Source organism: Flavobacterium polysaccharolyticum, assembly GCF_038739875.1.
In the GTDB taxonomy this organism is placed as follows: domain Bacteria; phylum Bacteroidota; class Bacteroidia; order Flavobacteriales; family Flavobacteriaceae; genus Flavobacterium; species Flavobacterium polysaccharolyticum.
Window position 1 is genome coordinate 1 of the sequence record NZ_JBCGDP010000021.1, and the last position, 26,157, is coordinate 26,157.

The window sequence follows — 26,157 nt, forward strand, 5'->3', positions numbered from 1 at the left end:
TATATTCTTCGCAAACCTTACGTTTGAATTCCTCCGAATAATTAGAATAACGTTTTGTAGTGTTTGTTCCTGCACGATTGATCATAAATTTACATTTTTATGTAAACTTATTTCAGGACAAGACAATCTTAAGAATTTGTGGAATAAAAAGTGGTTATGAATTAGTGTTTATTCATGTTATTTGTGGCGGAAATTTTAAAAGCGAACACTATTCAAACGTCAATTCTTTTTGTTGCTTTTCGGTAAAAAAAGTCCACGCCAAGATGCGGTTCGTTTTTTGGCCTTGTGCCATATCGATTGTGGTGGTGTTTTTTTAAAGAAAAAAATTACAACTCAAATTTGTTGTAGACATATTCCTCAAACCACAAGGGAAGGTCTGAAGTGTAGAATTTTATAGCTTGCCCCTTGTAAATTTCTGCAAGTAAATCCATTTTTTTACCAGAATTATCAAATAAAAAAGCTCTGTCTACTATTTTTATCGCATCTGAAAGGTTTTCTAAAGTTTTAAAGTATCTTTTTTCGATTTTACTTCCATCAACATTATGACCTCCTTTGGCAACTCTAAGTCTAACTCGGTCTATATTTTTATGGAAATCATCGGTACAAATAAAATAAAGATAAGTTTTAAAACCAGAATTTTTTGCTATTTCCAATTCTCTAAGTTTAGAACTATTACTCATTACAGTTTCGTAAGAAAATGATTTTTGTTCTTTTAGGAGTAAAAAACGAATAAAGGCTGCTGCAAAAGCAGCTTCATAACTGTTTGTTTTTTTTGGTTTATTTACAATGAAATTTTCGGCTATAATTAAATCTATAGTAAAGTTTTCTTGTTTTGCTTTGGTTAATAAAGATTGGCTGTCATCTAGAAGAGCGTATTGTTCCAGATCTTTTGAAGTTACTTTTAGACCAAAGTCGGTTAGATCAATTAAACCTTTAGTTTGTAATGTTTTTTCTATTTCATCAGCATTTATGAAGATACCAGAATGGTAAGTTTTACTTATTATAGAGTACAAAGATGTTTTTCCAGAACCATTTGGGCCAGCAAAAAGTCTTATTTTACTTTGATTTGACATACAATATTGTACCTTTCTTTATTTTTAAAGAGGATCTCAAAGGTTTAGCGTTTAGTTCAAGGATTTCTCCATTGGCACTTTCGCTAACAACTTTATTGCCGTTGTTATAGGTAAAGGATAATCCAAGCGCTTTGTTTTCTCTTATTGCGTTTAGCGCTGCTTTTTTTCCTGCTACTATTAAATTTGAGACTTCTTTAGCATTTGATCGAAACACTATTTTTTTAGTTTTCTTTTCAGGTAACATGATTACTGCATTTTAATTATATACAAATATAAAGTTTTTATTTGCTACTTGATCACTATTCAAACTTCCATTCTTTTTGTTGCTTTTCGGTCAAAAAAGTCCACGCCAAGATGCGACTCGTTTTTTGGCCCTGTGCCATATCAATGGTGGTGATGTTGGCGGCATTTACTTTGTTTAAAGTTTTGTACAAACTATTTAAATGCGCTTGTTTAGAGACCAAAGTAGTATACCAAAGACAGTGCATAGGATATTTAGCGCTTTCGTAAATCATTTGAGTGATAAAACCCAATTCACCTCCTGGACACCATAACTCAGCGTTTTGTCCACCAAAATTTAAAGTTGGAGTATTGGTTTTATTGGTGTTCAAATTATTGACTTTTCGTAAGGCTACTTTTGTGGCTTCTTCTTTTGAATTATGAAAGGGAGGGTTGCAAATGGTAAAAGCAAATTTATCCTCAGATTCCATAATGTTCTTGAAAATAAAACGAGGCTCTGTTTGTAATTGTAAGCTAATGGCATCCATTAATTTTGGATTCTTTTCGATAATCTTTTTGCAATTTTGAATTGCTTTTTCATCGATATCCGTGCCTACAAAACTCCAACCGTAAACTGCATTTCCTAAAATAGGATAAATACAATTCGCACCTATACCAATGTCTAAGCCCTGAACAGCTTCTCCTTTTGGTATAACACCATTATTACTTTGGGCTAATAAATCGGCTAAGTAATGAATATAATCTACTCTGCCTGGGATGGGTGGACAAAGAAAAGTAGAAGGAATTTCCCAAAATTGAATATCGTAGTACGCTAGTAATAAAGCTTTGTTCAATGCTTTTACAGCATCTGGATTACTAAAATCTAGCGTTTGAATTTGATGTTCGTTGATGCCTACAAAATTTTTGAGTTCAGGCAATATCTTTATTAAGGAATCAAAGTCGTATCCTAAACGGTGCTGATTTCTTGGATGTAGGTTTTTTTTCTCGGGCTGCTTTGTACGTTTCATTTTCTAAATTTCGGTGCAAAGATAGGCATTCCTTTTTTGGAAATTAATCCAAGCATTCCATCAGCAATAAATCCCCTTCAGAATGTTCAATAGTAACCAATCCATCGGTCGCGACAGCATTGCTACTGCCGGTTCTATAGCCAATAGTCAAAGTGTCATTTGCTAAAGGATATACTAAGTTTTGCGAATGAATGCCTTTTACCACGCCAATTGGGATTAGGGAAATAGGTGTGCCTGCCGTGTACCACTTTTTGAATTTGTTGGGTAAAAGAAATATTTTGGAATGGTCGTCCAAAATCACAATTTTGATTAAATCGCGATAACGTACGATATTTGTGAGATTGGTTATGGTGTGGTCGGCTCTTTTTCCAGTAGCCCAAACTATATTGACTGAAGGAATTTTTCGCTCGATTAAATAGTCTAATGCTTTTTCTAAATCGGTTTTGTTTTGATCGGGCGTGTGCACAATTTCCAGTGGATATTGTTTGGTTTTGTATACCTCTGGGTCAAAATCACGATCAAAGTCACCCAAGAGCACATCGATTTTAATATCAAGATGCATCACACGTTCTATAGCAGAATCAAGCACTACAACTAGTGGAGACCATTCTAATAATTGACCCAATAATTCGGGCTGGCAAGAAGCTCCATTGGCGATAATTAAAGCAGGTTCTTGGTCGTCGCGAACGATATGATGTGAGGACATTTTTTGGATTTAGATTTAAGATTATTCGAAACAAATGTACAAAAGTTATTGAGCTAGTTCATTTCTTATGCATCAAGTAGTCTGCGGTGGTAGGTAATTTGTCCCAAATGATAGGCTAGATGTGAAGCTAGATGCACCAAGAAAAAACCATAAGAGGCCTTTTTGTCCAAAACTAGCAGTGGATATTCTGTTTCTAAATCTTTTTCCGATAGTTGATCAAGCGCTTGATGAACAACAGCTATGGTTTCATCTATTTTTTGAACCAACTCTGATTTGGAGATGTTTTTAGCAGAAAATTCTAAGTCTCTATTTCTAACATAATTTGTTTTACCAATTTCAGCTCCAATGTAAGTGTTTAAATTACCAATAAGATGCAAGCATAAATTGCCTGCCGAATTGTTGATTTGTTGGTCACTAGACCAGATTACAGCCTCGTTCTGATAGGCATTTATTTCTCTTTTTAAGGAAGTCAAATCCCTTTTGAAAAGTGTTTGTAAGGTCTGAATTAGCATAAAAAGATACTTGAAAAGAGTATTATTGAATAGTATAACTTCTAAAGTCAATTTCACTTAAGGAAAAATATCCCAACGGATAATTGGCTTTGTCTGTAGTATTGATGATATTTCCACGAACGGTAGCTGGAGGAGATTGAAAAGGACCACCGCCATTATTACCCGCAATACTTACTAAAATACTCATATAGTTATAGTAGGCTTTTGATATGCCGTAGTGTGTGATTTCAATTTTATCTCCTTTTTTAAGTTCGTCGTTTTGAGAAATACTAAAAAACTCATTCCCATCAAAAAATTCGTCTCTGTCCACATAAAGATTGGATTTTACTTGATTAGAATAGGTGTATTTGTACAAATAATAATTAGGTATACCTGCTGGATCGTTATAAAAAGTTTTTACTTCAATTTCGTCTCCTGTAAAACCACCATCATTTTTTTGTTCTAATTTGGTAATTGGAGCCACAGGTTGTAAAGATTCTGTAGCGGTATAAGTTTGTCCTTTGCTAATCACAGTCAGCGTATATGTTTCATTGATTACAGGGACAAAATTCGAGCAGAAATATTCGCCTGTATTTGGTGCTTCTACAAAATTAAAAACAGTATTGGTGCTATTGGTAATGGTCACAATTGCTCCCGAAACTTTAGGGATTGTACTACTGAAATAATCCGTTGTTGTAGTTAATTTTATGCGCTGCTGATTTCCTGAAGTTCCTTTTTGCCAATTGATGGAGGCTTCAATAACTAATTTTGGCGGAGCAGTGTTTAAGTCTACATCTACTACATCTTCACATCCTACGAATAAGGTGGCTAGTATAAAAACGAAAAAGAAAGTGATCTTTTGCATAATGCTTAAAATTTAAAATTATAACTCACAGCTGGAACAATACCAAATATTGAAGTTCTTACTGCTTCATTATTACCTGTGTCAATGTTTTGTCTGAAGTTGATTGACGCAGCATTTCTTCTGTTGTACAGATTATAAATACTAAAAACCCACTCGGTTTTGTAGTTACGATTGTTGTTTTTTCTTGGAGTCAACGTAGCAGCAATATCTAAATGATGATAAGCTGGTAAACGATTTTCGTTGCGCAAACCATAGCTTGGTACAGTGATTCCTAAATACTCATATTGTCCTTCAGGATAGGTAACAGGTTGACCGCTTTGCAAAGCAAAATTAGCTCCAAAGCTCCATTTGTCGTTAAAAGTATAAGAACTGGTCACGGCCAAATTATGCAATTTGTCGTAAACAGATTTATACCATTGACCATTATTAATTCCTGTTTCTAGTGGGGTTCTACCCGGCGTTTGTTGTTCGGATCTAGATAAGGTATAAGAAATCCATCCGTTGAGTTTGCCTTCGTTTTTCTTTAGCAAAATTTCTAATCCGTAGGCTCTCATTTGTCCATTCAAAATGACTTGTTCCAAAGCTTTGTTAGCAATTAACTCAGCGCCATCTATGTAGTCGATACGATTTTTGATTTTCTTATAATAGGTTTCTACTTCTAGCGAGTACATTCCGTCACTGAAGTTTTTGAAATACCCTAGTGCCACTTGGTCGGCGATTTGAGGCTTAATAAAGTTGTCACTTGGTGTCCAAACATCGAGTGGAGTAGGTGATGAGGTATTCGAAATTAACTGTAAATATTGCACCATACGGTTGTAACTCGCTTTTACGGATTGAGTATCATTGAATTGATAAGCAGCAGAAAACCTTGGTTCAAAATTGTCAAAACTTTGAATGACATCGTTTTTGCCATAAAATTTTGTATCGATAGGTGTTGCTTTTTCATACAATTTTAGGTCAGTATTGAAAAGAACAGGATTGTCATTCGCATAAATATTTACTGTAGATTGCCCTAAGCGATAAAATAAACTGTAGCGTAATCCATAAGAAATACTCACTTTTTTACTTAAATCGTGATCGGCACTGATGTAGATAGCGGGTTCAAAGGCATATTTCTTATCCAATTGGTCGGAATTGATTCCAGAAGTACTATTAGAAGGAACAATGGTACCAGGATTGAAGTCGTAATAAATCGCGTTCAGTCCGTAGTTTAATTTGAACGAGTCCGTTAGGTAATTTTTAAAATCGTACTTGATATTATAGTTTTTGATACCCGAATCCCATTTGAATCCTACAAAATCAAGATCTAATCCATAATAGTAATCACTGTAAATCAAGGAAAGATTAGAAAATAATTTATCAGAATACAAATGATTCCAACGTAAGTTTAGGGTAGAATTCCCATAGGTATTGGTAAAACTTTTGTTTATACTAAAAACGTCTCGTCCAAAATAACCTGAAAGATACAGATTGTCATTTTCGGTTAATTTATAACTGAATTTTGCATTTAGATCATAAAAATATGCTGCATTGTCTTTTTGTTCTGGAGATAATTTCAAAAACAAATGGGCATAGGAACCACGGCCACCAATTAGGAAGGAACCTTTATCTTTTACCAATGGACCTTCTGCTAGAAGACGACTTGAGATTAAACCAATACCTCCATTCATATGGAATTTTTTGCTGCTCCCGTCTTTTTGATAAATATCTAAAACTGACGAAGCTCTTCCTCCATATCGAGATGGAATTCCACCTTTGTAGAGTCGAATATCTTTGATGGCATCGGGATTAAAAACAGAAAAAAAACCAAAAACGTGAGATGAGTTAAAAATAGTAGCTTCGTCCAGAAGAATTAAGTTTTGATCCGCTCCACCACCACGAACGTTAAAGCCAGAAGCACCTTCGCCAGCATTGGTCACTCCTGGGAGTAATAAAATTGACTTCAATACATCAACCTCTCCAAGAACGACTGGCATTTTTTTTATGGCTGAAATAGAGAGTTTATTCACACTCATTTCGGGTTTTCTAATGTCTGTTTTGGTTCTGTCGTCTGTGATGATGACTTCTTTGAGCACATTATCTTCATTGGACAAAGGCCAGTTGTATTTGGTGTTTTGCGTTAGATCGATGGTTTCATTTACCGTTTTGTAGCCCAAATAAGAAATTTGAACTTGGTGTTTTCCTTTGGGAAGTGTAATGGAATAAAAACCATATTCGTTGGTAGTTACGCCAGTTTTCAATTCAGGGAAAATAATATTGACTCCAATTAATGTCTCATTACTGTTTTGGTCAGTAATGGTTCCGCTTAACGTAAATTTTTCTTGAGCTAAGGCAGTGAAGAACGTAGTAAAAAGTATTATGAACGTACTGATTTTTTTTGCAATCATTGTCTAGTTTTTAATCTACATAGTTAACAATTGTATCGCGATATTATTGCGAAATAATTGTTAAATATGAGTTAAGATAGGAGACGAGAGGTGTTGATTGAAATAAAGTCTTATTCTTAATTGTAATTAGGATTCTTTGTGGTTATTTATTTATTTATTGACAATTTCCTAGTCTAGGATTGTTAATAGAGCTACACGGGAATTGATATTTGCTCTGAGGGTAGTTTGTAGATGGATTATCTGTAACTTCTAGTGGAGCCAAAGCTTGCCCATTATGGCTCGGCATTGTGATTTGTTCTTTGGAGCCGTTCCCGAGTGCTACATTTTTGCCGGCTAAATTACCGTTAAAGCTATAATCTATTAAAGCATCAAGTAGTCTGTAAATACCGTAATAATCATAGGCGTCATAGGCAGATTGCGTATTTGGCACTACGTGATCTGCTATATACGTATAAGTAGGTAAGACACTTTTTTTGATTAAGATAAAGTCTTTTTCAGTATTCGGAATATTATTGTTTTTAAAAATATCAATAGCTAGACGATGATCGTTCGTAGTGTCATCATCATAAACTTGCGTAATGAGTTTGGTGTTGGCAGGGAAGTTATTTAATTCTTGTGAAGTGATTTGATGTGAATACCATTGTGCCATAGCAAAAATAAAACGACCATTTTGCCCCCAACCTTCATCAATAAATCCTTTATGAGCCATGGCAAAGGAAGCTCCTCCGCCAAAAGAATGTCCCATGAAACCTACCTTCGAAGTATCGATTATATTGGGGTAGTTGCTAACAGCTTTTTTGAAACTTTCCCAAAGGGTAGCGTATCTTTCATCAACTGTTACGCCAATTGTTGGATAGGGAGCAAAAACTACAACATAACCTTTTTTAGCAATAAATTCATATAATCCAATATTGTAAGTACTATCTTCTCCGCCAAAAGGATGTGAGTAAAAAATGGTTGGTCTTGGACCAGTTAATTCTTTCGGATAAAAGACGTCTACGTTTTTTCCATTATACAATGGACTTGCAAAAGATACTTTTGCCACTGTATACGTTCCGTCAGCGCCATAGCCACTTTGAGGTCTTGAAATTGGTCCAGCTAAGTCGTCGTCTAGGTATGGAGTGGATGATTCGTTGTCATTTTTAGAACAAGCTACTAGAAATAGACCCGTAAGCAAGATTTGTAGAATTAGTTTCATAGGTTAGTTATTTGGTTCCTTGTTTGGACTTTTAATTTTTGAAAGGGTTTAATCTTTAAATCAATTATTTAAGATTTTACAACAACAATAAGTAGAAAAGGATAACAACAAAAAAACTTAAATTATGAAAGAGTTTCTATTCTAGAGGAACACAGATATATCCTTGAAGATTTAAGTGTTCAATAATTTGTTTGGGATTAAAACGACCTCCTTCAATTCTTAATATTCTGTCACAATCTTCTAAGTCAAAGTTAATTTTACAATCTGGGAATTGTTGCTTAATAATAGAAATGATATAGTTTGAATCTGACTTTTTTTGAACATTTGTTTTAAAAATTTCTATCATGGTTTATTCATTTTTAATACTTTTTATAATCGATTTAAAAGCTAAAAGGGATTATAAGATATTCCCAATCTAAAATAGGCTTGCGGGTTTTCTTTATGTTCATATACATATTTGGTGGTTCGTTCACCTCTTTCGGTAATTCGAGTATTTATAATGTTATTGATACCTACTTTAAATAATCCATGCACTTTTGCAGAGAAACGATGTTCATAAGTTATGCCTGATTTTAATTCTAGTTGGTTTAATTCATATATTCCAGTTAATGGTTTGGCTTTTAGATTCAAATAAAAGTTCTCAGAATTGAGTTCAGTACCTAAAGAAAAACGTCCGTTTTCAAATAAATCTCTTCTGAATAAAAGGCGTTGCGGTAGGATAAAATCAATATCCCATGTTGAGTTTTTGAATTTATGATTATAGGTAAAAAGCGGTGTAATTGGAATTATTGATGAAGGATCCATCATGACTAAAGCACCAATTGTGATTGTGGTACTAGCTGTTTTTTTTAGCACTAAAGTGGCTGATACAAATCCTTTTATTCGTTGAATATTTTCTTGATTTCCATCTACAGTTGTAGTTGCATTATAGATGATAGGTTTATTAAATAATTTTGACATATAGGTTGCACTAATGGCGCCTGCGAAATAATGAAAATCTTCTTTTTCATTTGGAAAAGGACCGCTCAAAGTATTTGTCTCTCGATTATCAAATGCATACGATTCATATTTGTACCGTAGGGAACTAGTTAAAATAAAGCGTTTTGAATTTGAAACATAAAAAGGCAAATTAAAAGCAATTTTCAGTCTATTGTGATCATCAATTCTTCCTTGTTCAAATTTTTCTCCAAGGAGTTTGGAGTTGAATTCAGTAGCTCCCAATTGTTCGTATTGAATATCAAAAATCCTTGTTGTTGGAAATTTGTCGGTAACTGATTTTCCAAAGGTTTTCATGCTTGTTTTTTCCTGAGCTAAAATTTGTATGGATGTACATAAAAATAAAAAGCAGATATTTTTTTTCATAAACGGTACTCACTATTAATGATTGTTTTTGGATGATGATTGAAACTTTGGACAAATGTAATTTAGTAGGTTATTTTATGATAGTGAAATTATTTAAGTGGCGTAACATTTATACCAATGGCGTTAGTGTAATTTCATGTCGTTAATAACCATAGGTTGTAATATTACTTTAAATTTGCAGTTATGACGATGCTCAAAATTTATCAAAACTTTTTTCTCCGAAATCTTATACTAAATGCTATTGTTTTTGGGGTTATTTTTGTTTGTGTGTTTGATGAAATGAAATTTGAAGAGCATAGCTGGGTTTATGTTTTTTCCAAAATTTGTTTAGGATATTTTCCTTGTATTGTTTGGATAACGTGCTTTAATCTTTTCATCATTAAACCTTTTTTATTCAAAAAGAAGTATGAGCTTTTTTTTGTTCTTCTTTTGGTATATTGGGCGGGCTTTTATTTTTTTATGCGTTGGTATTTTCCAATTGCAGATCTTGGAAAATTTAGAACATTGTCTATTTTATCACTTGTCGTGAATGGAATTGCGTTCTTTTTTATTCACATAATAATCACTAAGAAAGTTTCACAGACTGATAAGGATATTATTAATTTCAAGGCAGAACTTTCCTTTCTAAAGCAACAACTCAATCCTCATTTTTTGCTTAATGCTATGAATAATTTATATGGGGAATCGTTAACTGAACCAGATAAATTACCTGACAGAATATTAAATCTTTCTGAGATGCTTCGGTATCAAATAGAAGCTACCAAAAAAGATTATGTTTTGTTAAACGAAGAGATAGCTTTTGTTGAAAAGTATCTGGAATATTATACTTTTCGAAACGAACGTTTGGCAATTGCAAAAAATTATGAAGGGTCTTTTGATGCAATCGAAATTCCTCCATTATTCTTTTTGCCTCTGTTTGAAAATGCAATTAAATTCTCTGGAGAAACAGAAGCACCTCTTATTGTGGCAGATTTAAAATTAAAATGCAAAAGTTTATCTTTTACCTTAAAGAATAATTTTTTGAATACAGGTTCAAGGCTTTCAAGTACTGGGATTGGGATAGAAAATTTAAAACGACGTCTCGAAGTTTATGGATTGAAGCATGAACTTATTTGTAAAAAAGAGAGTGAGATTTTTGTTGTAAAACTAAAAATATGGAACCTACCTACCGCTGCCTTATAATTGACGATGAAACACCAGCGCATAAGGCTTTGACGGCACATATTGCAAAGTGTGAAGAACTGGTGTATTCAGGAAGCGCCTTCAATGGTATGGAAGCATTAAAAATGTTAAATGAGAACAGTTACGATATTATTTTTTTAGATATTAATATGCCAATTATTTCTGGAGTGGAGTTAATGGAAATGCAGCCCAATCGGCCTCTTACGATTATAACTACAGCTTACTCAGATTTTGCTCTTTCTGCTTATCAAAATGATGCAATTGACTATTTACTGAAACCAATTTCGTTTGAAAAATTCTTAAAAGCAATCGAAAAAGCCAAGACCTATTACTCTGGTTTTAGTCTGAAAAAAGAAAATAATACGAAAGAAAAAGTGCTTTCCTGCAGGGTAAATGGTCAGATTACTGAAATACCCTTAGATGACATTATTTATATAGAAAGTTTGGGTAATTATATGAAATTGTTCAGTTCAAGAGTAAATTTACCTATAATTATTTACGGTTCATTATCAAGTGTTTCATCGGAATTGCAAGTCAATAATGTGGTTCAAATACATCGTTCTTTTATTGTCAATACCAATAAAATACAAAACTTTACCTCAAAAAGCTTAACAATGATCAACGGTGAAGTTCTTCCTGTTGGTAGAAAATATCAAATTTTATTGGATAATTTGTTAAAGTAAGCCATTGGGAGGAAAGGATTTTTGATGTTTTGAACAGAAAATCATATTGTCAGTAGAAGTTATTTACCTTTGGAATAGCATATAAATTTTTAGCCTATGACAACGCTTCTTCAGAAAAACATCGCAGCTCATATTTCACTTTCAGAAACCGAAATGGAATCATTTTGTAATTTATTTGAATACAAAACGATCAAGAAAAAAAGTTTTTTGTTGCGTGAAGGTGAAATTTGCAAGTTTGAAGGTTTTGTAACAAAAGGCCTTTTTAGAGTCTATCACATTGATAAAAATGGTTTTGAGCAAATACTCTATTTTGCTATAGAAGATTGGTGGATTACAGATATTGATAGTTTTACTAATGAAATACCTTCTCAACTTTTTATAGAGGCACTTGAGGATAGTGAGGTACTTTTAATTTCAAAAAAAGACAAGGATTTTGCCTATGAAAATTTGCCAAAAATAGAAAAGCTATTTAGGATAATGACCCAAAAAACGCATGTTGCACTTCAACGCAGAATGATTGATAGCATGAGTAAAACAGCAGAGTCTCGTTATGTAGAATTTGTTGAGAAATATCCACAACTTATACAACGTCTTTCTAATATTCAGGTGGCTGCCTATTTGGGTATTACCAATGTTTTTTTGAGTAATATTAGAAAGAAAATTAGTTCGAAATAATAAAGATTCTTTTTTTATTAAATTACTTTAATGTTTTTTATTTCTGTTGACGCCATCTTTGTATGTTTAATTTAATTAAATGAAACAAATAGTAATTGGCATTCTAACGGTATTAGCGCTATATGGATGCAATGGAAATGCACAACAAATGAACAATAAAAAAATGAGTAAATTAATTTATGTAATGGATCCGCTTTGTGGCTGGTGTTATGGAAATAGTGCCAATACACAACATTTGTATGATACGTATAAAAATCAAATTGATTTTGAGATTTTGCCTGCAGGAATGTGGATAGGAGAAAATGCCAGAAAACAATCGAAACCTATGGCTCAATATATCAAAAAACACGACTTGCAGATACAACAAGTTACAGGAACAGCATTTGGTCAAGACTATTTTAAATTTGTAGAAAATGAGAATATAGTTTTAGATAGCGAAATACCATCAAGAGCGATTGTTACTGTTAAGAGAATTTGGGCTACACAAGCAGTCTCTTTTGCTATTGAAGTGCAAAAAGCAAGATACTTGCACGCAAAAGATTTTAATGATGATGCTACCTATTTAAGCATTTGCGAAAATTTGAAATTGGATAAAGAACAATTTATAGAAGCTTTTCATTCGCAAGCCATCAAAAAAGAAACGCAAGAAACTTTTGCTTTAGCACAACAATATGCCAGTTCATATCCAACACTTTTAATAGAAAAAGAGGGTAAGCTTTATATTTTAGAACAAGGTTTTGCACCAATAGAAGGTATTTTAAAACAGATTGATACTATTTTAAACTAGTTTAATGGTTTGAGATACCATACCGTTTCATCTTTGTAATAGTAATTTAAACATTAAAAGAATGAAATCAATTAGTCACGAACACGGAAAAATAAACAGTAAAACCGTGAGTAAACAAATTATCTCAACAGTATTTTTAACCATTTTAACTTTATTAACTATGGAATCACAAGCACAAACTTTCAAAACAATTGAAAGCAAAGATTTAAAACTTGAAGTTTACAACGCATCCGAAAACAGTTTTGGTGTAGCATCTGTAATTGTATCGGGAAAAAAAGATGCGGTTTTAATTGACGCACAATTTACTTTGGCGGATGCCGAAAAAATAGCACAAGAACTAAAAAAATCTGGAAAAAAATTAACTACCATTTTTGTTTCTCACGGCGATCCAGATTTTTACTTTGGTCTAGAAGTATTCAAAAAACATTTCCCAGAAGTTACAGCCTATGCAACACCTGCAACCATTGAACATATTAAAGCAACAGCTCAAAAAAAATTAGAAGTTTGGGGCGGAAGATTGGGTAAAAATATTACTTCAAATGTTATTTTACCTCAGGTTTTAAAAGGAAACAGCATTGAATTAGAAGGTCATCAATTAGAAATTATTGGCTTACAAGAATTTCCTTCTAAAACTTTTGTTTGGATCCCTTCTATAAAAGCAGTTGTTGGCGGAATAAATGTTTTTGGAACCACTTTTCATCTTTGGATGGCAGATGCACAAACTGCAGAAGCTCGCAAAAACTGGATTTCAGTTTTAGATAAAATTACAGCTTTGAATCCTGAAATTGTAATTCCTGCTCACGCCAATTCAAATTCCCCATTTGATGTAACTGCCGTAAATTTCACGAAAACGTACATACAATTCTATGAAGAAGCTTTAAAAACCAATACAACATCCGAAGCTTTAATTACAGCTTTGAAAACAAAATATCCAACCCTTACTTTTGAAACAGGTTTGCAAATAGGAGCAAAAGTAAATACAGGAGAAATGAAATGGTAAAATCAATTCTATGCAGCTTGGCTTTGCTTTTGGCATTGTCAAGCTGTTCTTTAAATAAAAAAGCAATGACAAATCTTGACATTATAAAAAGCACCTACGAAGGAAAAACTTCGGAAGAAAACGGTAAAAATTTGGCAAAATATGTAGCTAAAGATATAATTTGGACCGAAGCCAAAGGTTTTCCGTATGCAGGAACTTATATTGGTTTAGAAAATGTAATCAAAAACGTTTTTAGCCGATTAGGAAGCGAGTGGATGGATTATAAATTTACTCCAGAAGATTATGTTGCTAGCGATGATAAAGTAGTGGCTTACGGAACTTACACAGGAACCTATAAGATTACAGGCAAATCATTCACCGCTAGAGTGGCTCATGTTTGGAAATTAAACGATAGTAAAATCATCAGTTTTGAGCAGTTTGTAGATAGCCAGCCAGTAAATGATGCGACTAAATAGAGTCACACTTTTTTTATATCTTGCATTGTTTTAATATAATGACGAAATCAAATGCATGATAAATTAATAATTTACATCAATCAGTATGCGACTAAGCCACTCACAAGTGAAGAAATTGCTGTAATCGAAGCGACTTTTCAACCAAAAAAGTTAAGAAAAAAACAATATTTTTTGCAAGAAGGTGATGTATGCAAGTACGCTGGTTTTATTGTAAAAGGCGCTATGCGTCAATACCGCGTAGATGAAAAAGGTGTAGAACATATTGTGCAACTATTCATTGAAAATTATTGGGCAAATGATAGAGAAAGTTCTACAATGTTAACGCCTTCTATATATAATATTGATGCTTGGGAGGATACTGACATACTACTTATAACTAGAGCAGATATGCTTGATTTAATGGCGAAAATTCCCTCGATGACAGAAATGATACGTTTAATGGACGAACGAAATGCTATTGCTAATCAACGAAGATTAAATTCTACTATTAGCAATACAGCCGAAAAACGCTATGAAGAATTTGCTAAAAATCATCCTCAATTTATTCAACGGTTTCCACAACATCTTATCGCTTCTTTTTTGGGTATTACCAAAGAGACCTTGAGCCGAATTAGAAAACAAGCCATAAAATAGTTTTAAAATGATAAAAACCGTTGATGAATTGTCAACGGTTTTTTGTGATTTAACTTCTATTTTAAATTCTCTTTAAAGAAAACTTCCAATTTTGCAAAAGGAATAACATCTACTTTATCATACAAATCTATATGTACAGCGTTTGGAATAATCATTAGTTCTTTTGGTTCTACTGCATTTTCATAGGCCGTTTCGCTAAAATATCTTGAATGTGCTTTTTCGCCTACAATAATTAAAATGGGTCTAGGCGAAATTTCTTTGATGTAGGTTAAGATGGGCATATTCATAAACGCTAAAGGTGTAGTTGCGGTCCAAGCGTTTCCTGAATTTACCGAACGTTCATGATAGCCTCTTTTGGTTCGATAATAGGCGTAATAATTTTTTAAAAATTGTGGTGCATCATCAGTTAACGCTTTATTGCCCTCTGGTCCGTAAGCAAATGTGCCATTTTCAGTATCTTTCCAACGTTGTTGTCCTATTTGCTCCAGCATTTTTGTACGTTGTTCCAAAGTTACGGAATCATTATATCCTTTAGACATTACTCGGGTCATATCATACATAGTAGCAGTAGCAACGGCTTTTACTCGTTTGTCAACCGCAGTTGCGTTTAATGCAAAACCGCCAAAACCACAGATTCCGATGATGCCTATTTTATTTCTATCCACATTTTTTTGAATTCCCAAAAAATCTACAGCAGCACTAAAATCTTCGGTATTGATTTCTGGTGAAGCCAAATTTCTTGGTTCGCCACTGCTTTCGCCTGTGTAAGATGGGTCGAATGCTACCACTGCAAAACCACGTTCTGCCATTTGGTTGGCATACAAACCGGATGATTGTTCTTTTACGGCACCAAAAGGCCCGCTGATTGCCAAAGCCGCCAATTTTTGGTTTCCTGCATTTTTTGGAAGATACAAATCGCCTGAAAGCGTGATACCATAACGGTTTTTGAATGATATTTTTTGTCTTGTAACATTCTTGCTTAATTCAAAAGTATACTGTTCAGTTGTTTCCATTTTTTTTGAATTTTTATTTGTAGATTGCTGTTTTGTTTGCGCTGCTAATTGTCCTAGAGACAATATCACTGCTGCTATAATTAATGTGATTTTTTTCATTTCATTTTTGATTATTAACTCCGTTATATTCTTCATCTGTTACTGGTTCTAGCCAAGTCACCTGTACATCGTCTTTGTAATTGGTAATGGCAATATGCACCATTTTTTTTGTTGCGTTTGCACCGTGCCAATGTTCGGTGTTTTCGGGAATATTTACCACATCTCCTTTTTTTATGACTTGTGCGGGTTTTCCTTTTTGTTGATAAAAACCGCTGCCTCCAATTACAATTAAAACTTGTCCTTTTGGGTGTGTATGCCATTTGGTTCTTGCGCCAGGCTCGAAAGTCACAGTTCCTGCCGAAAAATCATTGTTTTTGTCTTTGGCAACCATAGAATGCAAATAGGTTTTCCCTGTGAACCATTCTTGCGGTAAAGGATTTCCTTTCGGGAAAATTTCGGTCAGTTCGTTTTTGTTAGTGTCCATTTCTTTTTGATTTTTATTGATTTTACAAGCCATCACTAATGTCATAATAATGAGTAGTAATGCTATTTTTAAATTACTTTTCATCCTGATTTGATTTTTAATTATTCTCAAATTTTACAGTTGCATTTCCTGAACCCAATGCAGTAGCAAGTCCTGTAGGATTGTCTATATATCCGAGTTTTGTATAACTGTACGAAGTATTGAAATCTTTATAAAAAAGCACTAAAACATTGTTCCCGTAAAGTGTTAAGTCGCCCACTTTTATATCGCCTCCAACTGAAGCATTTGTTGGAAGTGGACTAGGAAAGTCGTAGTACTTTTCATTTCCATTCAATTCTGTCATATTGATAGTAAGTGGTAGCCTTGCTTTAAAAGCAGTTGCACTTGGGTTGTCATACAAAATTGCTGTAAAAACTGCTGTGCCAATAGTAATTTTCATTTTGGTAGTTGAAGTGTTATTATTTCCGTTGCCAGTTGTTTCGTTTCCAGTGTTTTGGGTTGGCGATGCACCATCATTATTACTACAACTTGCAGTACAAAAAGAAAAAGTAAAAACAACAACTATAACTGTAATTAAAGATTTCAATTTCATAATTATGGCTTTTAAGGTTGAATGTTTTTAATGATTTTTGCAGGAATTCCGCCTACGATGGTATTGTTTGGAACATTTTTTAAAACTACAGAACCCGATGCTACAATAGCATTTTCGCCAACAGTAACACCTTGCAAAATGGTGGCATTGGCACCAATCCAGGCATTTTTTTTGATATGAATAGGTTTCGGAATTAAAGAATGTCGGTCTTCAATTGTTGTTGGATGCCCTTCTGTTAAAAGACTTACTTTTGGTGCTATTAACACGTTATCTTCAATGGTAATTCCACCCAAATCCAGAAAGACACAATCGAAGTTAATGAATACATTTTTGCCAATTTTGGTATGTTTTCCGTAATTGATATACAATGGTGTAAATACGGTTACGCTTTCGTCAATTTCAGTATCCGTAATTTGGCTTAAAAAATCTCTAATTTCATCAGGGTTTGATGAATTATTCATCTGAACCAATATTTTTTTGGTATCAAAAGAAGCTTCTATTAATTTATAAGCTTCGGGGTCGTTTGGCAAAATAGATTCGCCCGCTTTCAATCTGTTGAAAATAGTGTTTGTAATGGCTTCCATTTGTTTCTAAAACTATTTGTTGGTGAAACAAAATTAAACAGAAAGCCTCGCAGTGACGTTACTACGAGGCTCAAATTACTTTTCTCTAAAGCTCAATTTTTGCTAAAACTATGATAGAGTTAGGCTATTTACATTAAATTCTCTAATCCAAAACTTGCAAGTGTATCAACTATTGGTAAGGTTTTAAGTCCAAGTTCTGTCAAGGTATATTCTACTTTTGGCGGAATTTCTGGATAGGCTTTTTTGCTTACAAATTTATTTTCCACAAGCATATTTAATTCTTGTATCAGCATCTTTTCACTGATGCCTGGTATGGCTCGTTTGAGTTCTCCGTATCGCACTACATTTTCGTTGATTTGAAACAAAATTAATAGCGTCCATTTACCACTCAATAATGTTAAAGAAGCTCTAACTGGACACTTTTCATCACAAGGCGAAATTATTTTTATATTTTTTTTCATTGATATTCAGTAATTCTAACTATTTGGTAAGTACTTGACTAAGTGGTAGGTACTTGTACAAAAGTAAGTAGTTATATAGTTTTGTACAAATAAAATCAATCAAATAATATTTAAAAATAGCGAAAATGAAAATTTTAGTATTCGGAGCCACAGGCTCACAACAATTTAATGTAATATCAGAAGGTATTAAAAAAGGAGCGGAAGTAATTGCTGCTACCAGTTCAGAAAAAAGTTTTGACAAGTTAAAGCAAGCAGGTGCAACCCCTGTTTTGGCAAATTTGAGCGATGCTGATAAAATGATGGAAGTAACAAAAGGGATAGATGCAATAGCTTTTATGATTCCTGTTTCGTTGCCCAATCCTTTAGATGGTTTGCAATATGCAAAAAATGTAATTGATGCAGCAAAAGAAAATGATGTTAAGAAAATTGTATGGAATGTAAGCGGTTGGTTAGTTCCTCAGAAAATAGGAATACCTGGAGAAGATGTGAAATTAGACATCAGAGATTATCTAATAAACAGTGGTTTGGATTATGTAATTATACAACCGTCAATTTATATGGAAAATATGATGGGTCCATTTTGTGCTCCTTTCATAAAAAATGAAAAAAAATTAGCTTATCCTACTCCCGAAATAATGCCTATTGGTTGGATTGCTTCAAGAGATGTCAGTGCTTTTGTTGTAGAAGCTATTTATAACGAAAATTTAAAAGCCGATTCCTTCCAAATCAGTGGATTAGAAAATTTAAATGGAAATGATTTGGCAGAACAATTTTCTAAAGGTGTAGATGAAAAAATCGTTTATTATACACAGCCAGCCAAAGAATTTGGTGATATTTTAAAACCCTGGGTTGGTGAAGAAGGTGCAGCGGGTGTGGCTTCTTACTATGAAGGGCTTCAAAATTCAACAGCGTTTCCGCCAAAATTCAATCCTAATATGAAAGAAGTCTTAGAAAAACTACCTGTTAAGATGACATCGTTAGCTCAATGGGCAAAACAGAATAAAGTGTATTTTTTAAATAATTAAAACAATATAGAAAAATGAAAAAAATAATAGTATTCGCATTAACCTTAGTATTGAGTGCAACAATTTCTCAAGCACAAACACCGAATAATTCAAAGAAAACAAACAATTTAAAAACAAATAAAATGACAGCAAAAGAAGTAGTAGAGGCATACTCGATAGCCCTTTCAAAAGGTGATGTACCCACAGCGTTTTCGTATTTCAGTCCAAATGCCAAATGGCACCAACCAGGAAACAATAAATTTTCAGGAACTCAAACAGGACTTGAAGCCATCGGCAAAATGCTTGGCGATATGATGGGTGCAACTCAAGGTTCATTAGCTATTAAACCTGCTGGTGCAATGATGGTTAATGGTAATTTCGTTTCTTGTCCTGTTCGATTTAGTGCAAAAAATGGCGAAAAGTCTGTTGAAATGAACGGAAACGATTTGTATGAAGTTGTTGATGGTAAAATTGTTCAAGTTTGGTTATTTTCAGAAGACCAAGTCGCCGAAGATTTATTTTGGGATTAATTTTTTAGTCAAATTTTAAAAGAGAGATTATTCTGTTTGAGTAGTCTCTCTTTTGTTTACCGCTAACATTCGGATTGGATGCGTTATTCATCTCAACCAATATTTTTTTGGTATCAAAAGAAGCTTCTATTAATTTATAAGCTTTGGGGTCGTTTGACAATATTGTTTCTCCGTTTTGTAACCGCTCGAATATTGTTATTGTTTTCATTGTTTCGATTTTTTAATATAATGAGACTACTACTTTAATACAATATTTGAAAATGAATTATGCCACAGTAATTGTTTTTGACAGTGTAAAACCGTCAGATGTATTACCTATTATAGCATCTGCCATGTTGTAGTTTAAACTATTTGAAAATATGCTGTCCTGTGTGTTTGTTCTATCTGGAGTACCATTATATCCGCTAGTGGCATAAACTTGAGAGTAAACAGATTCGGTAAATGCAATTTGAGTAACCAAAAGCGAAACACCATTGGCTGTTAGTACTTCTACATGAATATGCGGTGCTCGTCCAGGATACCAACCCGGAAAAATACTAATAAATGAAACTTGTCCGTTGGCATTAGTAGTCTGTCTTCCTCGAAGAAAATTTTGATTGGTATAGTTAGTGTTTTGCAAAAAATTACCTCCGTATTGCGAATAGTTTCCGTCTTTGTCGCATTGCCAAACATCTACAAAAACATTTGCAAGTGGTTTACAACCATTGCTTTGGTCATTAATGGTAATATTCATTAGTAAAGGTACTCCTGTTCTATTGCCAATAATGTTTGCCTGTGCAAGTTGTGCTGGTGTTTTTATAGGAAATGGACCAATGGTTTCTGTTGGTGAAACATCACAATTATCTGTATTGTTTCCGCTTCCGTTTGTTGGGCTAGTAGTTGAAACATCATTATCATCTTTTGTGCAAGCCGATAATGCAAATGGCAAAGCAACAATGGCCCCTAGACCTATAATTCCGTTTGTTATAAATTTCTTTCTATCCATTTTGCTTCAGTTTTTTAAAAGTCGAATTATCATTACAAAGTTAAAGAGAAAGCCTCGGACTGACTTTTCCATCAGGCTCAAATTACTTTTCTATAAAGCTCAATTTTAGATTTCGGTGGGCGGAATTCCGTATTGTTTTTTGAAAGCAGTTGAAAAATGAGAAGGGTTTTTAAAACCAACTTCTATATAAACATCTTGCACTTTTTTATTTTCTTCTTTCAGCTTGATATAAGCCATTTCCAAACGTTTTTTTATCAACCATTTTTGTGGTGTGAGACTGCTTATTTTTTTGAAATCTCTCTTGAAAGTGGCCAAACTTCTTCCTGTAAAAGAGGCAATTTGTTCCATCGAAAGTTCTTCTGCATAATTACTGTTTAGAAAATCCAAAAGGTCAATTTTCCAAGGTTCAGCAAAGTCAAAAAGTATAGGGTAAAGTTCTTCGTTACTGTTTAGTAAAGCGTAAATTCCTTCTAGTAATTTCAAATGAACAACACCTTCGGTAGGTTTTATATTACTGTCAAAATAAGGCGTAAGCGATTGAAATAAACTTTCTATCGCAGGACTTTGGGCTAACTTGAATACCGTATTATCGGAAATTTTTACAGCCGTAGGGATTTCAGATTTATTCATTTTCCTGTAAAAATCTCGCAATACACTACGCTTGAATGTCAACGAAATGCCTTTATATAAATCTTCGCCTTTACTGTTTTTGTACATTTTCAAGCGATGATCTCTTCTAATAAACGCACAATCTCCTGCCTGTAATTTTATTTTTTTGTTTCTGTCTTCAATCACTTGTTCGCCAGAATACAAATAAACCAAAACGTGTTCGGGCGTAGCGTGAATACATTTTTCGCTATAATCACTATAGCAAGACAAGAATATCCCTGAATAGCCTAAGGTCTTTAATTTATCGTCTTGTTGCACGTTCATAATTGTATTGTTGTATGATACGCCTGCAAAAATAGAATTTATATTTTCAAATGTCTTTGCTGTAAGGCTCGTTTTATCTTTCTCTAAGGCTCATTTGATTATAAACAATTACAACAAAAGTGTCAAGCTCAAATAGAAACAAGCAACTAAATAAGCTCCATTTTAGTTTTATTTATTGAAACCGTTGACATTTGTCAACGGTTTTTTTTATCATATCTCATTGTTGCAAGGCTTGCCTTTGATGCAACTTTGCCTTATCAAAAATTATTAAAATCTAAAAAAATAAAACAATGAGTAATTTATCAAAAACATCAAAAACAGTTATTTTTCACGAAGCTGGAGCTCCAGAAGTATTAAAAGTTGAACAAGTTGAAGTGGCTTTTCCGGCAGCACAAGAAGTACGTATTCAGGTTAAGTCGATAGGTGTTAACAGAGCTGATGCAATGTATCGTCAAGGAATGTATATCGAAAATCCTATTTTTCCAGCTCAAATTGGTTATGAAGCCGCTGGAATTGTTGAAGCTGTTGGATCTGAAGTTGCAAATATTGCCGTTGGGGATTTAGTAAATGTTGTTCCTGGTTTTTCTTTACACAACTATGCGTCTTATGGCGAATATATCAATATGCCAGCCTATGCCATACATAAATATCCTTCTAATTTGTCTTTTGACGAAGCTGCATCTGTTTGGACAAGTTATTTGACAATGTTTGGAATGGTGGTACATTCAGGTCAATTAAAAGCGGGGCAATTTGTAGTAATTAACGCAGCTTCTAGCAGTGCAGGATTGGCAGCCATTCAGATGACAAACTACGTTGGAGGAATTGCTATTGCTTTGACTACTTCACAAAAGAAAAAAGAGGCTTTATTAAAAGCAGGTGCGGCTCACGTAATTGTAGCATCTGAACAAGATATTGCAGCCGAAGTTTTAAAAATCACAGAAAATGTAGGGGCGCATATAATTTTAGACCCTGTTGTTGGAGCAAAATTCAGTAATCTATTAAGCGCAGTTGCCGAAAACGGAAAAGTATTTGTTTACGGCGCATTAAGTCACGAACCTGCTAGTTTTCCAGCATTTGATGTCTTGATGAAAACACCAACTATAAGAGGATATTCTGCTATTGAAGTAATGGGTAATATGGAAGTTTTAGTACAAGCCATCACTTTTATTGACAAAGGATTAGCAGAAGGAAAATTAAAACCAGTTATCGATAAAGTTTTTAATATTGATGACATCGTTGCTTCACACAATTATTTAGAATCCAACCAACAATTTGGGAAAATTGTAGTGAATGTATAAGTCAAAACACCTTTTTAAAATTTAAAACCGTTGACAAATGTTAACGGTTTTTTATATCAAATCGCATCTTTTTAAGACTTGCTTACGATGCAACTTTGATTTATCAAAACGATAAAAAAACAACATTAAAATTGATTCAAAAATGAAAAACTTAAAAACAATAGCATTAGCCATATTAGTAGCATTCGGAGCAACCGTATCGGCTCAAACAAAAAAAGCAAAAACAACAAAAAAAATTCCGGCGACAGAATTACTCCGCAACAGCTTAAACACCTTTCTTTCTAAAGATATGAAAGCCTGGTCAGAACTTTGCGATAAAGATGTAGTGTGTGAATTTCCTTTTGCACCAGAAGGTATGCAAGCAAAATTTGAAGGACGTGAGGCTATTTATGAATACCTGAAAAATTACCCCAATTACATTGATGTAAAATCGCTTCCCACTTTGAAAATTTATCCTACTGATGACGAAAATGTTGCCATAGCAGAATGGAGTGCATCTGGAGTGGTAATAGGTAATGGCAATCCGTATGAAATGAAGTATGCTACTTTTGTAACTTTCCGCAACGGACTTATTATAAACTACCGTGAATATTGGAATCCACAAGCTTTCCAAAAAGCAATGACTGGCGGTAGTTTTGATAAGAAATAATGCTATTTAAAGTAAGACAGCCACAAAAAAAAATCTTCTGTGGCTGTTAAATTAATTGAAAATTTAATTTATAGAAGCGCTGCTGCCAAAGTAATTTCAGTATTTAACAACTGTGAAATTGGGCAGTTTTCTTTTGCATTTAAAGCTGCTTCCTGAAATTGTACTTCACTTATTCCATCAATTTTTGCTTTTAGATCTAAATGAATTAGTGTTATTTTTCCATCTTCAAAAGTTACTTTTGCAATAGTATCAATGCTCGTAGCTATAAAACCTATTTCTGTAAGTACAAAGCTTAATTTCATACTAAAACATCCTGAATGTGCGGCTGCAATAAGTTCTTCAGGATTGGTTCCCACACCTTCTTCAAATCTGGTTTTAAAGGATAATTGCGCTTTGTCTAAAGTAGTACTTTGGGTAGAGATAGTTCCTTTTCCTTCCATTCCTGTTCCTTGCCAGTTGGCATTTGCTTGTCTTGTAAATTTCATTTTTATATTATTTTAAGTCATTTAACGGTACAAAGGTGTTATGTTTGTAATTATAAATCAAATTAATAATTTTTATATATCATAAATAAAAAATATAATTATGACTTTACAACAATTAAAATATATTATCGCCTTAGATAAAGAAAGACATTTTGCTAGAGCTGCTGAAGCCTGTTTTGTATCACAACCAGGTTTAACATTACAGCTAAAAAGTTTGGAAGAGGAGATAGGAATTAAAATATTTGACCGATCTACAGTGCCACTCAAACCGACTCTTTTAGGAGTTTCCATTATTTCAAAAGCTAAAAAAGTATTGAAAGAAATAGATTCGATTAGGGATTTTGTAATTGATGAAAAAAATATACTAGAAGGAGAAATAAAATTGGGTGTCATTTCAACGCTTTCTCCTTACTTAATACCTTTATTAATTAAAGATTTAAGGACTAAACTGCCCAAGGTAATTTTTACAATTAAAGAAGACTCCACAGGCGGTTTAATGAAAAATTTAGAAGAAGGAAGTATAGACATGGCAATAATGGCAACACCAACAGGAAGTACTTCATTATTAGAATTTCCTGTTTTTTATGAACCATTTGTAGCATTTATCAATAAATCGTATGGTTCAAATGCTGACATTCTTTTCAAACTTTCTGAAAGTAACAAAGCCGATTTATTATTGCTCCAAGACGAATACTGTTTTAATGCGCAATTGCTGGATATTTGTAATTTGACGAACGCAGATAAAGCGCAACAAAAATTCTTCTACAACATCAACTCGATTGAAACTTTAAAAAATTTAGTTCGAGCCGATTTGGGTTTTGCAATTCTTCCTGAGTTATCTATAATTAATGATGAACCAAATAATTGCTATAAATCTTTTGAAGACCCCAAACCAGTAAGAGAAATTAGTTTAGTAGTTTCGGACACATTTGCTAAAAATGTTTTACTCGAAAAAATAAGGGAAATAATTTGGGATTGTCTTCCACAAAAATTGAAACAAACAGCCAACTATAAAAAAATAAGTTGGAATGACTCGCCTTATTTTAAAAAGGCAGTACATTCGTCGCTTAAGGATAAATAACTTTTTAATCTCCTATTTAGTAAAAGTTTTAAATAAATCATATATAATGTATTCTTTTGGTATGGTCTTATTATAAACTACCGTGAATATTGGAATCTACAAGCTTTCCAAAAAGCAATGGCTGGTGGTAGTTTTGATAAAAAATAATGGGACTAAAACCGTTGACATTTGTCAACGGTTTTTTTTATCAAATGTCATTAATATTAGGAGTGGTTCTGATGCAATTTTGTCTTATCAAATTATAATTAATTAGAACATTAAAAATTTAATCAAAAATGAAAAATTTAAAAAACACACCAGCAACGGAACTTCTCCGCAACAGTTTAGATACATTTTTAGCAAAAGATATGAAAGCTTGGTCAGAACTTTGTGCAGATGATGTAATAGCTGAATTTCCATTTGCTCCAGAAGGAACCCCATCTCGATTTGAAGGTCGCGAAGCATTGTATGCTTATTTGAAAGATTATCCAAGTTACATTGATGTAAAATCTATTCCTACTTTGAAAATTTACCCAACAGATGATGCCAATATTGCTATTGCAGAATGGAGTGCTTCAGGTGTTGTCATTAGTAATGGTAATCCCTATGAAATGAGTTATGCTACTTTTGTAACCTTCCGAGATGGACTTATAGTTAACTACCGTGAGTACTGGAATCCACAAGCTTTCATGAAAGCTATGAGTGGAGGAAGTTTTGCAGAATAATAATTCCTATTAGAACTAAACCTACTTTAAAAACCATTGACATTTATCAATGGTTTTTTTTATCATATCGCATCGTTTTAAGAGACATTACTATTGCAATTTTACAGTATTAAAATATATAAAATCAACCCTTAAAAATTAGAAAAAATGAACAAGAACAAAATTATTTATTGGACAACAACTGGAATTATTAGTGCTATGATGGTATTTAGTGCTTATGGATATTTTTCAAATCCAGATATGAAAGCAGCATTCGTGCATTTAGGTTTTCCTGATTATTTCAGAATAGAACTTGGAGTTCTCAAAGTTTTAGGAGCTTTAGCATTAATCCTCCCAATGGTTCCTAATAAAATTAAATCATTCGCTTATTTTGGATTTGCATTGACCTTTGTTTCAGCCTTTATTGCCCATACTGCCAGTGGTGACCCAATAGCTGTGGCAGCTGCACCTATTATTTTTTTAGTAATTCTAGGAATATCCTATTACTACCAAGATAAAATTTAAGTAATTAAATCTTTGCTAACAAAAGTTTACTTCTGTTAAAATCAACAGCTAAAAGGCAACCGAAGTT

33 protein-coding genes are annotated in these 26,157 nt (G+C 33.3%); 14 read left to right on the top strand and 19 right to left on the bottom strand.

Annotated features, from left to right (window positions below; all coding sequences use genetic code 11):
• Positions 1 to 326 precede the first annotated feature (326 nt).
• The 10 genes from WFZ86_RS16965 to WFZ86_RS17010 form a co-directional block, all read right to left on the bottom strand.
• A complete protein-coding gene (locus WFZ86_RS16965) occupies positions 327 to 1,073 on the bottom strand; it encodes an ATPase (RefSeq protein WP_342693036.1) in 747 nt (248 codons plus the stop codon).
• The gene (locus WFZ86_RS16970; RefSeq protein WP_342693037.1) at positions 1,057 to 1,317 is read right to left on the bottom strand and encodes a hypothetical protein; all 261 of its coding nucleotides are present in this window, start codon (positions 1,315 to 1,317) and stop codon (positions 1,057 to 1,059) included. Before WFZ86_RS16970 ends, WFZ86_RS16965 begins: the two co-directional genes overlap by 17 nt.
• A 55-nt stretch (positions 1,318 to 1,372) precedes the next feature.
• On the bottom strand, positions 1,373 to 2,320 hold the full coding sequence (rlmF, locus tag WFZ86_RS16975) for a 23S rRNA (adenine(1618)-N(6))-methyltransferase RlmF (RefSeq protein ID WP_342693038.1): 948 nt from the start codon (positions 2,318 to 2,320) through the stop codon (positions 1,373 to 1,375).
• A gap of 43 nt (positions 2,321 to 2,363) precedes the next feature.
• Positions 2,364 to 3,026 carry a thiamine diphosphokinase gene (locus WFZ86_RS16980; RefSeq protein ID WP_342693039.1) on the bottom strand — a complete coding sequence of 221 codons (663 nt, stop codon included), beginning with the start codon at positions 3,024 to 3,026 and terminating at the stop codon, positions 2,364 to 2,366.
• Between the two features lie 65 nt (positions 3,027 to 3,091).
• Positions 3,092 to 3,538 carry a DinB family protein gene (locus tag WFZ86_RS16985; RefSeq protein WP_342693040.1) on the bottom strand — a complete coding sequence of 149 codons (447 nt, stop codon included), beginning with the start codon at positions 3,536 to 3,538 and terminating at the stop codon, positions 3,092 to 3,094.
• Positions 3,539 to 3,560: 22 nt separating this feature from the next.
• Positions 3,561 to 4,382 carry a DUF4249 domain-containing protein gene (locus WFZ86_RS16990; protein WP_342693041.1) on the bottom strand — a complete coding sequence of 274 codons (822 nt, stop codon included), beginning with the start codon at positions 4,380 to 4,382 and terminating at the stop codon, positions 3,561 to 3,563.
• A 5-nt stretch (positions 4,383 to 4,387) separates the two neighbouring features.
• Entirely contained in the window at positions 4,388 to 6,769 is a 2,382-nt protein-coding gene (locus WFZ86_RS16995; RefSeq protein ID WP_342693042.1) for a TonB-dependent receptor, read from the bottom strand.
• Between the two features lie 154 nt (positions 6,770 to 6,923).
• Complete coding sequence (locus WFZ86_RS17000; RefSeq protein WP_184166250.1) at positions 6,924 to 7,967, bottom strand: alpha/beta hydrolase; 1,044 nt, start codon at positions 7,965 to 7,967, stop codon at positions 6,924 to 6,926.
• 136 nt (positions 7,968 to 8,103) lie between these two features.
• Entirely contained in the window at positions 8,104 to 8,313 is a 210-nt protein-coding gene (locus WFZ86_RS17005) for a hypothetical protein (RefSeq protein ID WP_342693043.1), read from the bottom strand.
• A 41-nt stretch (positions 8,314 to 8,354) separates the two neighbouring features.
• Positions 8,355 to 9,260 (bottom strand): hypothetical protein, encoded by a 906-nt coding sequence (locus WFZ86_RS17010; RefSeq protein ID WP_342693044.1) that lies wholly within the window; start codon positions 9,258 to 9,260, stop codon positions 8,355 to 8,357.
• Positions 9,261 to 9,608: 348 nt separating this feature from the next.
• Here WFZ86_RS17010 and WFZ86_RS17015 point away from each other — a divergent pair, with 348 nt between their 5' ends.
• The 7 genes from WFZ86_RS17015 to WFZ86_RS17045 all read left to right on the top strand — a co-directional run bounded on the left by WFZ86_RS17015 (position 9,609) and on the right by WFZ86_RS17045 (position 14,744).
• Complete coding sequence (locus WFZ86_RS17015) at positions 9,609 to 10,511, top strand: sensor histidine kinase (protein WP_342693045.1); 903 nt, start codon at positions 9,609 to 9,611, stop codon at positions 10,509 to 10,511.
• Entirely contained in the window at positions 10,484 to 11,194 is a 711-nt protein-coding gene (locus WFZ86_RS17020) for a LytR/AlgR family response regulator transcription factor (RefSeq protein ID WP_184166258.1), read from the top strand. Before WFZ86_RS17015 ends, WFZ86_RS17020 begins: the two co-directional genes overlap by 28 nt.
• 96 nt (positions 11,195 to 11,290) lie before the next feature.
• Positions 11,291 to 11,869 (top strand): Crp/Fnr family transcriptional regulator, encoded by a 579-nt coding sequence (locus WFZ86_RS17025; RefSeq protein ID WP_342693046.1) that lies wholly within the window; start codon positions 11,291 to 11,293, stop codon positions 11,867 to 11,869.
• A gap of 79 nt (positions 11,870 to 11,948) precedes the next feature.
• Complete coding sequence (locus WFZ86_RS17030) at positions 11,949 to 12,656, top strand: DsbA family protein (protein ID WP_342693047.1); 708 nt, start codon at positions 11,949 to 11,951, stop codon at positions 12,654 to 12,656.
• Between the two features lie 61 nt (positions 12,657 to 12,717).
• The gene (locus WFZ86_RS17035; protein WP_342693048.1) at positions 12,718 to 13,656 is read left to right on the top strand and encodes an MBL fold metallo-hydrolase; all 939 of its coding nucleotides are present in this window, start codon (positions 12,718 to 12,720) and stop codon (positions 13,654 to 13,656) included.
• A gap of 65 nt (positions 13,657 to 13,721) precedes the next feature.
• On the top strand, positions 13,722 to 14,111 hold the full coding sequence (locus tag WFZ86_RS17040) for a nuclear transport factor 2 family protein (protein ID WP_342693049.1): 390 nt from the start codon (positions 13,722 to 13,724) through the stop codon (positions 14,109 to 14,111).
• A gap of 51 nt (positions 14,112 to 14,162) precedes the next feature.
• On the top strand, positions 14,163 to 14,744 hold the full coding sequence (locus WFZ86_RS17045; RefSeq protein ID WP_315250730.1) for a Crp/Fnr family transcriptional regulator: 582 nt from the start codon (positions 14,163 to 14,165) through the stop codon (positions 14,742 to 14,744).
• Positions 14,745 to 14,800: 56 nt separating this feature from the next.
• Here WFZ86_RS17045 and WFZ86_RS17050 read toward each other — a convergent pair whose 3' ends face one another.
• The 5 genes from WFZ86_RS17050 to WFZ86_RS17070 form a co-directional block, all read right to left on the bottom strand.
• Positions 14,801 to 15,856: an alpha/beta hydrolase gene (locus WFZ86_RS17050; protein ID WP_342693093.1), complete on the bottom strand. Its 1,056-nt coding sequence runs from the start codon at positions 15,854 to 15,856 to the stop codon at positions 14,801 to 14,803.
• A gap of 1 nt (position 15,857) precedes the next feature.
• Positions 15,858 to 16,364, bottom strand: a complete 507-nt coding sequence (locus WFZ86_RS17055; protein WP_342693050.1) for a (R)-mandelonitrile lyase — start codon at positions 16,362 to 16,364, stop codon at positions 15,858 to 15,860.
• Positions 16,365 to 16,377: 13 nt separating this feature from the next.
• Positions 16,378 to 16,872, bottom strand: coding sequence for a cyclophilin-like fold protein (locus WFZ86_RS17060; protein ID WP_342693051.1), 495 nt, complete (start codon positions 16,870 to 16,872; stop codon positions 16,378 to 16,380).
• An 11-nt stretch (positions 16,873 to 16,883) separates the two neighbouring features.
• Complete coding sequence (locus WFZ86_RS17065) at positions 16,884 to 17,456, bottom strand: DapH/DapD/GlmU-related protein (protein WP_342693052.1); 573 nt, start codon at positions 17,454 to 17,456, stop codon at positions 16,884 to 16,886.
• A 128-nt stretch (positions 17,457 to 17,584) separates the two neighbouring features.
• Positions 17,585 to 17,917 (bottom strand): winged helix-turn-helix transcriptional regulator, encoded by a 333-nt coding sequence (locus tag WFZ86_RS17070; protein WP_342693053.1) that lies wholly within the window; start codon positions 17,915 to 17,917, stop codon positions 17,585 to 17,587.
• 125 nt (positions 17,918 to 18,042) lie between these two features.
• On the opposite strand from WFZ86_RS17070, the gene WFZ86_RS17075 reads away from it, so the two are divergent.
• Both WFZ86_RS17075 and WFZ86_RS17080 read left to right on the top strand, forming a co-directional pair.
• Positions 18,043 to 18,942, top strand: a complete 900-nt coding sequence (locus tag WFZ86_RS17075; protein WP_342693054.1) for an SDR family oxidoreductase — start codon at positions 18,043 to 18,045, stop codon at positions 18,940 to 18,942.
• Positions 18,943 to 18,956: 14 nt separating this feature from the next.
• Positions 18,957 to 19,451, top strand: a complete 495-nt coding sequence (locus WFZ86_RS17080; protein WP_342693055.1) for a nuclear transport factor 2 family protein — start codon at positions 18,957 to 18,959, stop codon at positions 19,449 to 19,451.
• Between the two features lie 4 nt (positions 19,452 to 19,455).
• Here the strand turns inward: WFZ86_RS17080 and WFZ86_RS17085 are convergent, their stop codons facing one another.
• The 3 genes from WFZ86_RS17085 to WFZ86_RS17095 form a co-directional block, all read right to left on the bottom strand.
• Positions 19,456 to 19,659, bottom strand: a complete 204-nt coding sequence (locus WFZ86_RS17085; RefSeq protein ID WP_342693056.1) for a hypothetical protein — start codon at positions 19,657 to 19,659, stop codon at positions 19,456 to 19,458.
• Between the two features lie 57 nt (positions 19,660 to 19,716).
• Entirely contained in the window at positions 19,717 to 20,436 is a 720-nt protein-coding gene (locus tag WFZ86_RS17090; protein WP_342693057.1) for a dioxygenase family protein, read from the bottom strand.
• 105 nt (positions 20,437 to 20,541) lie between these two features.
• Positions 20,542 to 21,369 carry a helix-turn-helix domain-containing protein gene (locus WFZ86_RS17095; protein WP_342693058.1) on the bottom strand — a complete coding sequence of 276 codons (828 nt, stop codon included), beginning with the start codon at positions 21,367 to 21,369 and terminating at the stop codon, positions 20,542 to 20,544.
• A gap of 290 nt (positions 21,370 to 21,659) precedes the next feature.
• Here WFZ86_RS17095 and WFZ86_RS17100 point away from each other — a divergent pair, with 290 nt between their 5' ends.
• Together WFZ86_RS17100 and WFZ86_RS17105 are read left to right on the top strand one after the other, a co-directional pair.
• Positions 21,660 to 22,667 (top strand): zinc-dependent alcohol dehydrogenase family protein, encoded by a 1,008-nt coding sequence (locus tag WFZ86_RS17100; protein ID WP_342693059.1) that lies wholly within the window; start codon positions 21,660 to 21,662, stop codon positions 22,665 to 22,667.
• Positions 22,668 to 22,809: 142 nt separating this feature from the next.
• Positions 22,810 to 23,316, top strand: coding sequence for a nuclear transport factor 2 family protein (locus tag WFZ86_RS17105; RefSeq protein ID WP_342693060.1), 507 nt, complete (start codon positions 22,810 to 22,812; stop codon positions 23,314 to 23,316).
• 68 nt (positions 23,317 to 23,384) lie between these two features.
• On the opposite strand, the gene WFZ86_RS17110 is transcribed toward WFZ86_RS17105, so the two are convergent.
• Entirely contained in the window at positions 23,385 to 23,801 is a 417-nt protein-coding gene (locus WFZ86_RS17110; RefSeq protein ID WP_342693061.1) for an OsmC family protein, read from the bottom strand.
• Positions 23,802 to 23,901: 100 nt separating this feature from the next.
• Here WFZ86_RS17110 and WFZ86_RS17115 point away from each other — a divergent pair, with 100 nt between their 5' ends.
• From WFZ86_RS17115 to WFZ86_RS17125, 3 genes are all read left to right on the top strand, one after another.
• Entirely contained in the window at positions 23,902 to 24,882 is a 981-nt protein-coding gene (locus WFZ86_RS17115) for a hydrogen peroxide-inducible genes activator (protein ID WP_342693062.1), read from the top strand.
• Positions 24,883 to 25,157: 275 nt separating this feature from the next.
• On the top strand, positions 25,158 to 25,586 hold the full coding sequence (locus tag WFZ86_RS17120) for a nuclear transport factor 2 family protein (protein WP_315250753.1): 429 nt from the start codon (positions 25,158 to 25,160) through the stop codon (positions 25,584 to 25,586).
• Between the two features lie 147 nt (positions 25,587 to 25,733).
• Complete coding sequence (locus tag WFZ86_RS17125; protein ID WP_315250755.1) at positions 25,734 to 26,090, top strand: DoxX family protein; 357 nt, start codon at positions 25,734 to 25,736, stop codon at positions 26,088 to 26,090.
• Positions 26,091 to 26,157: the final 67 nt, after the last annotated feature.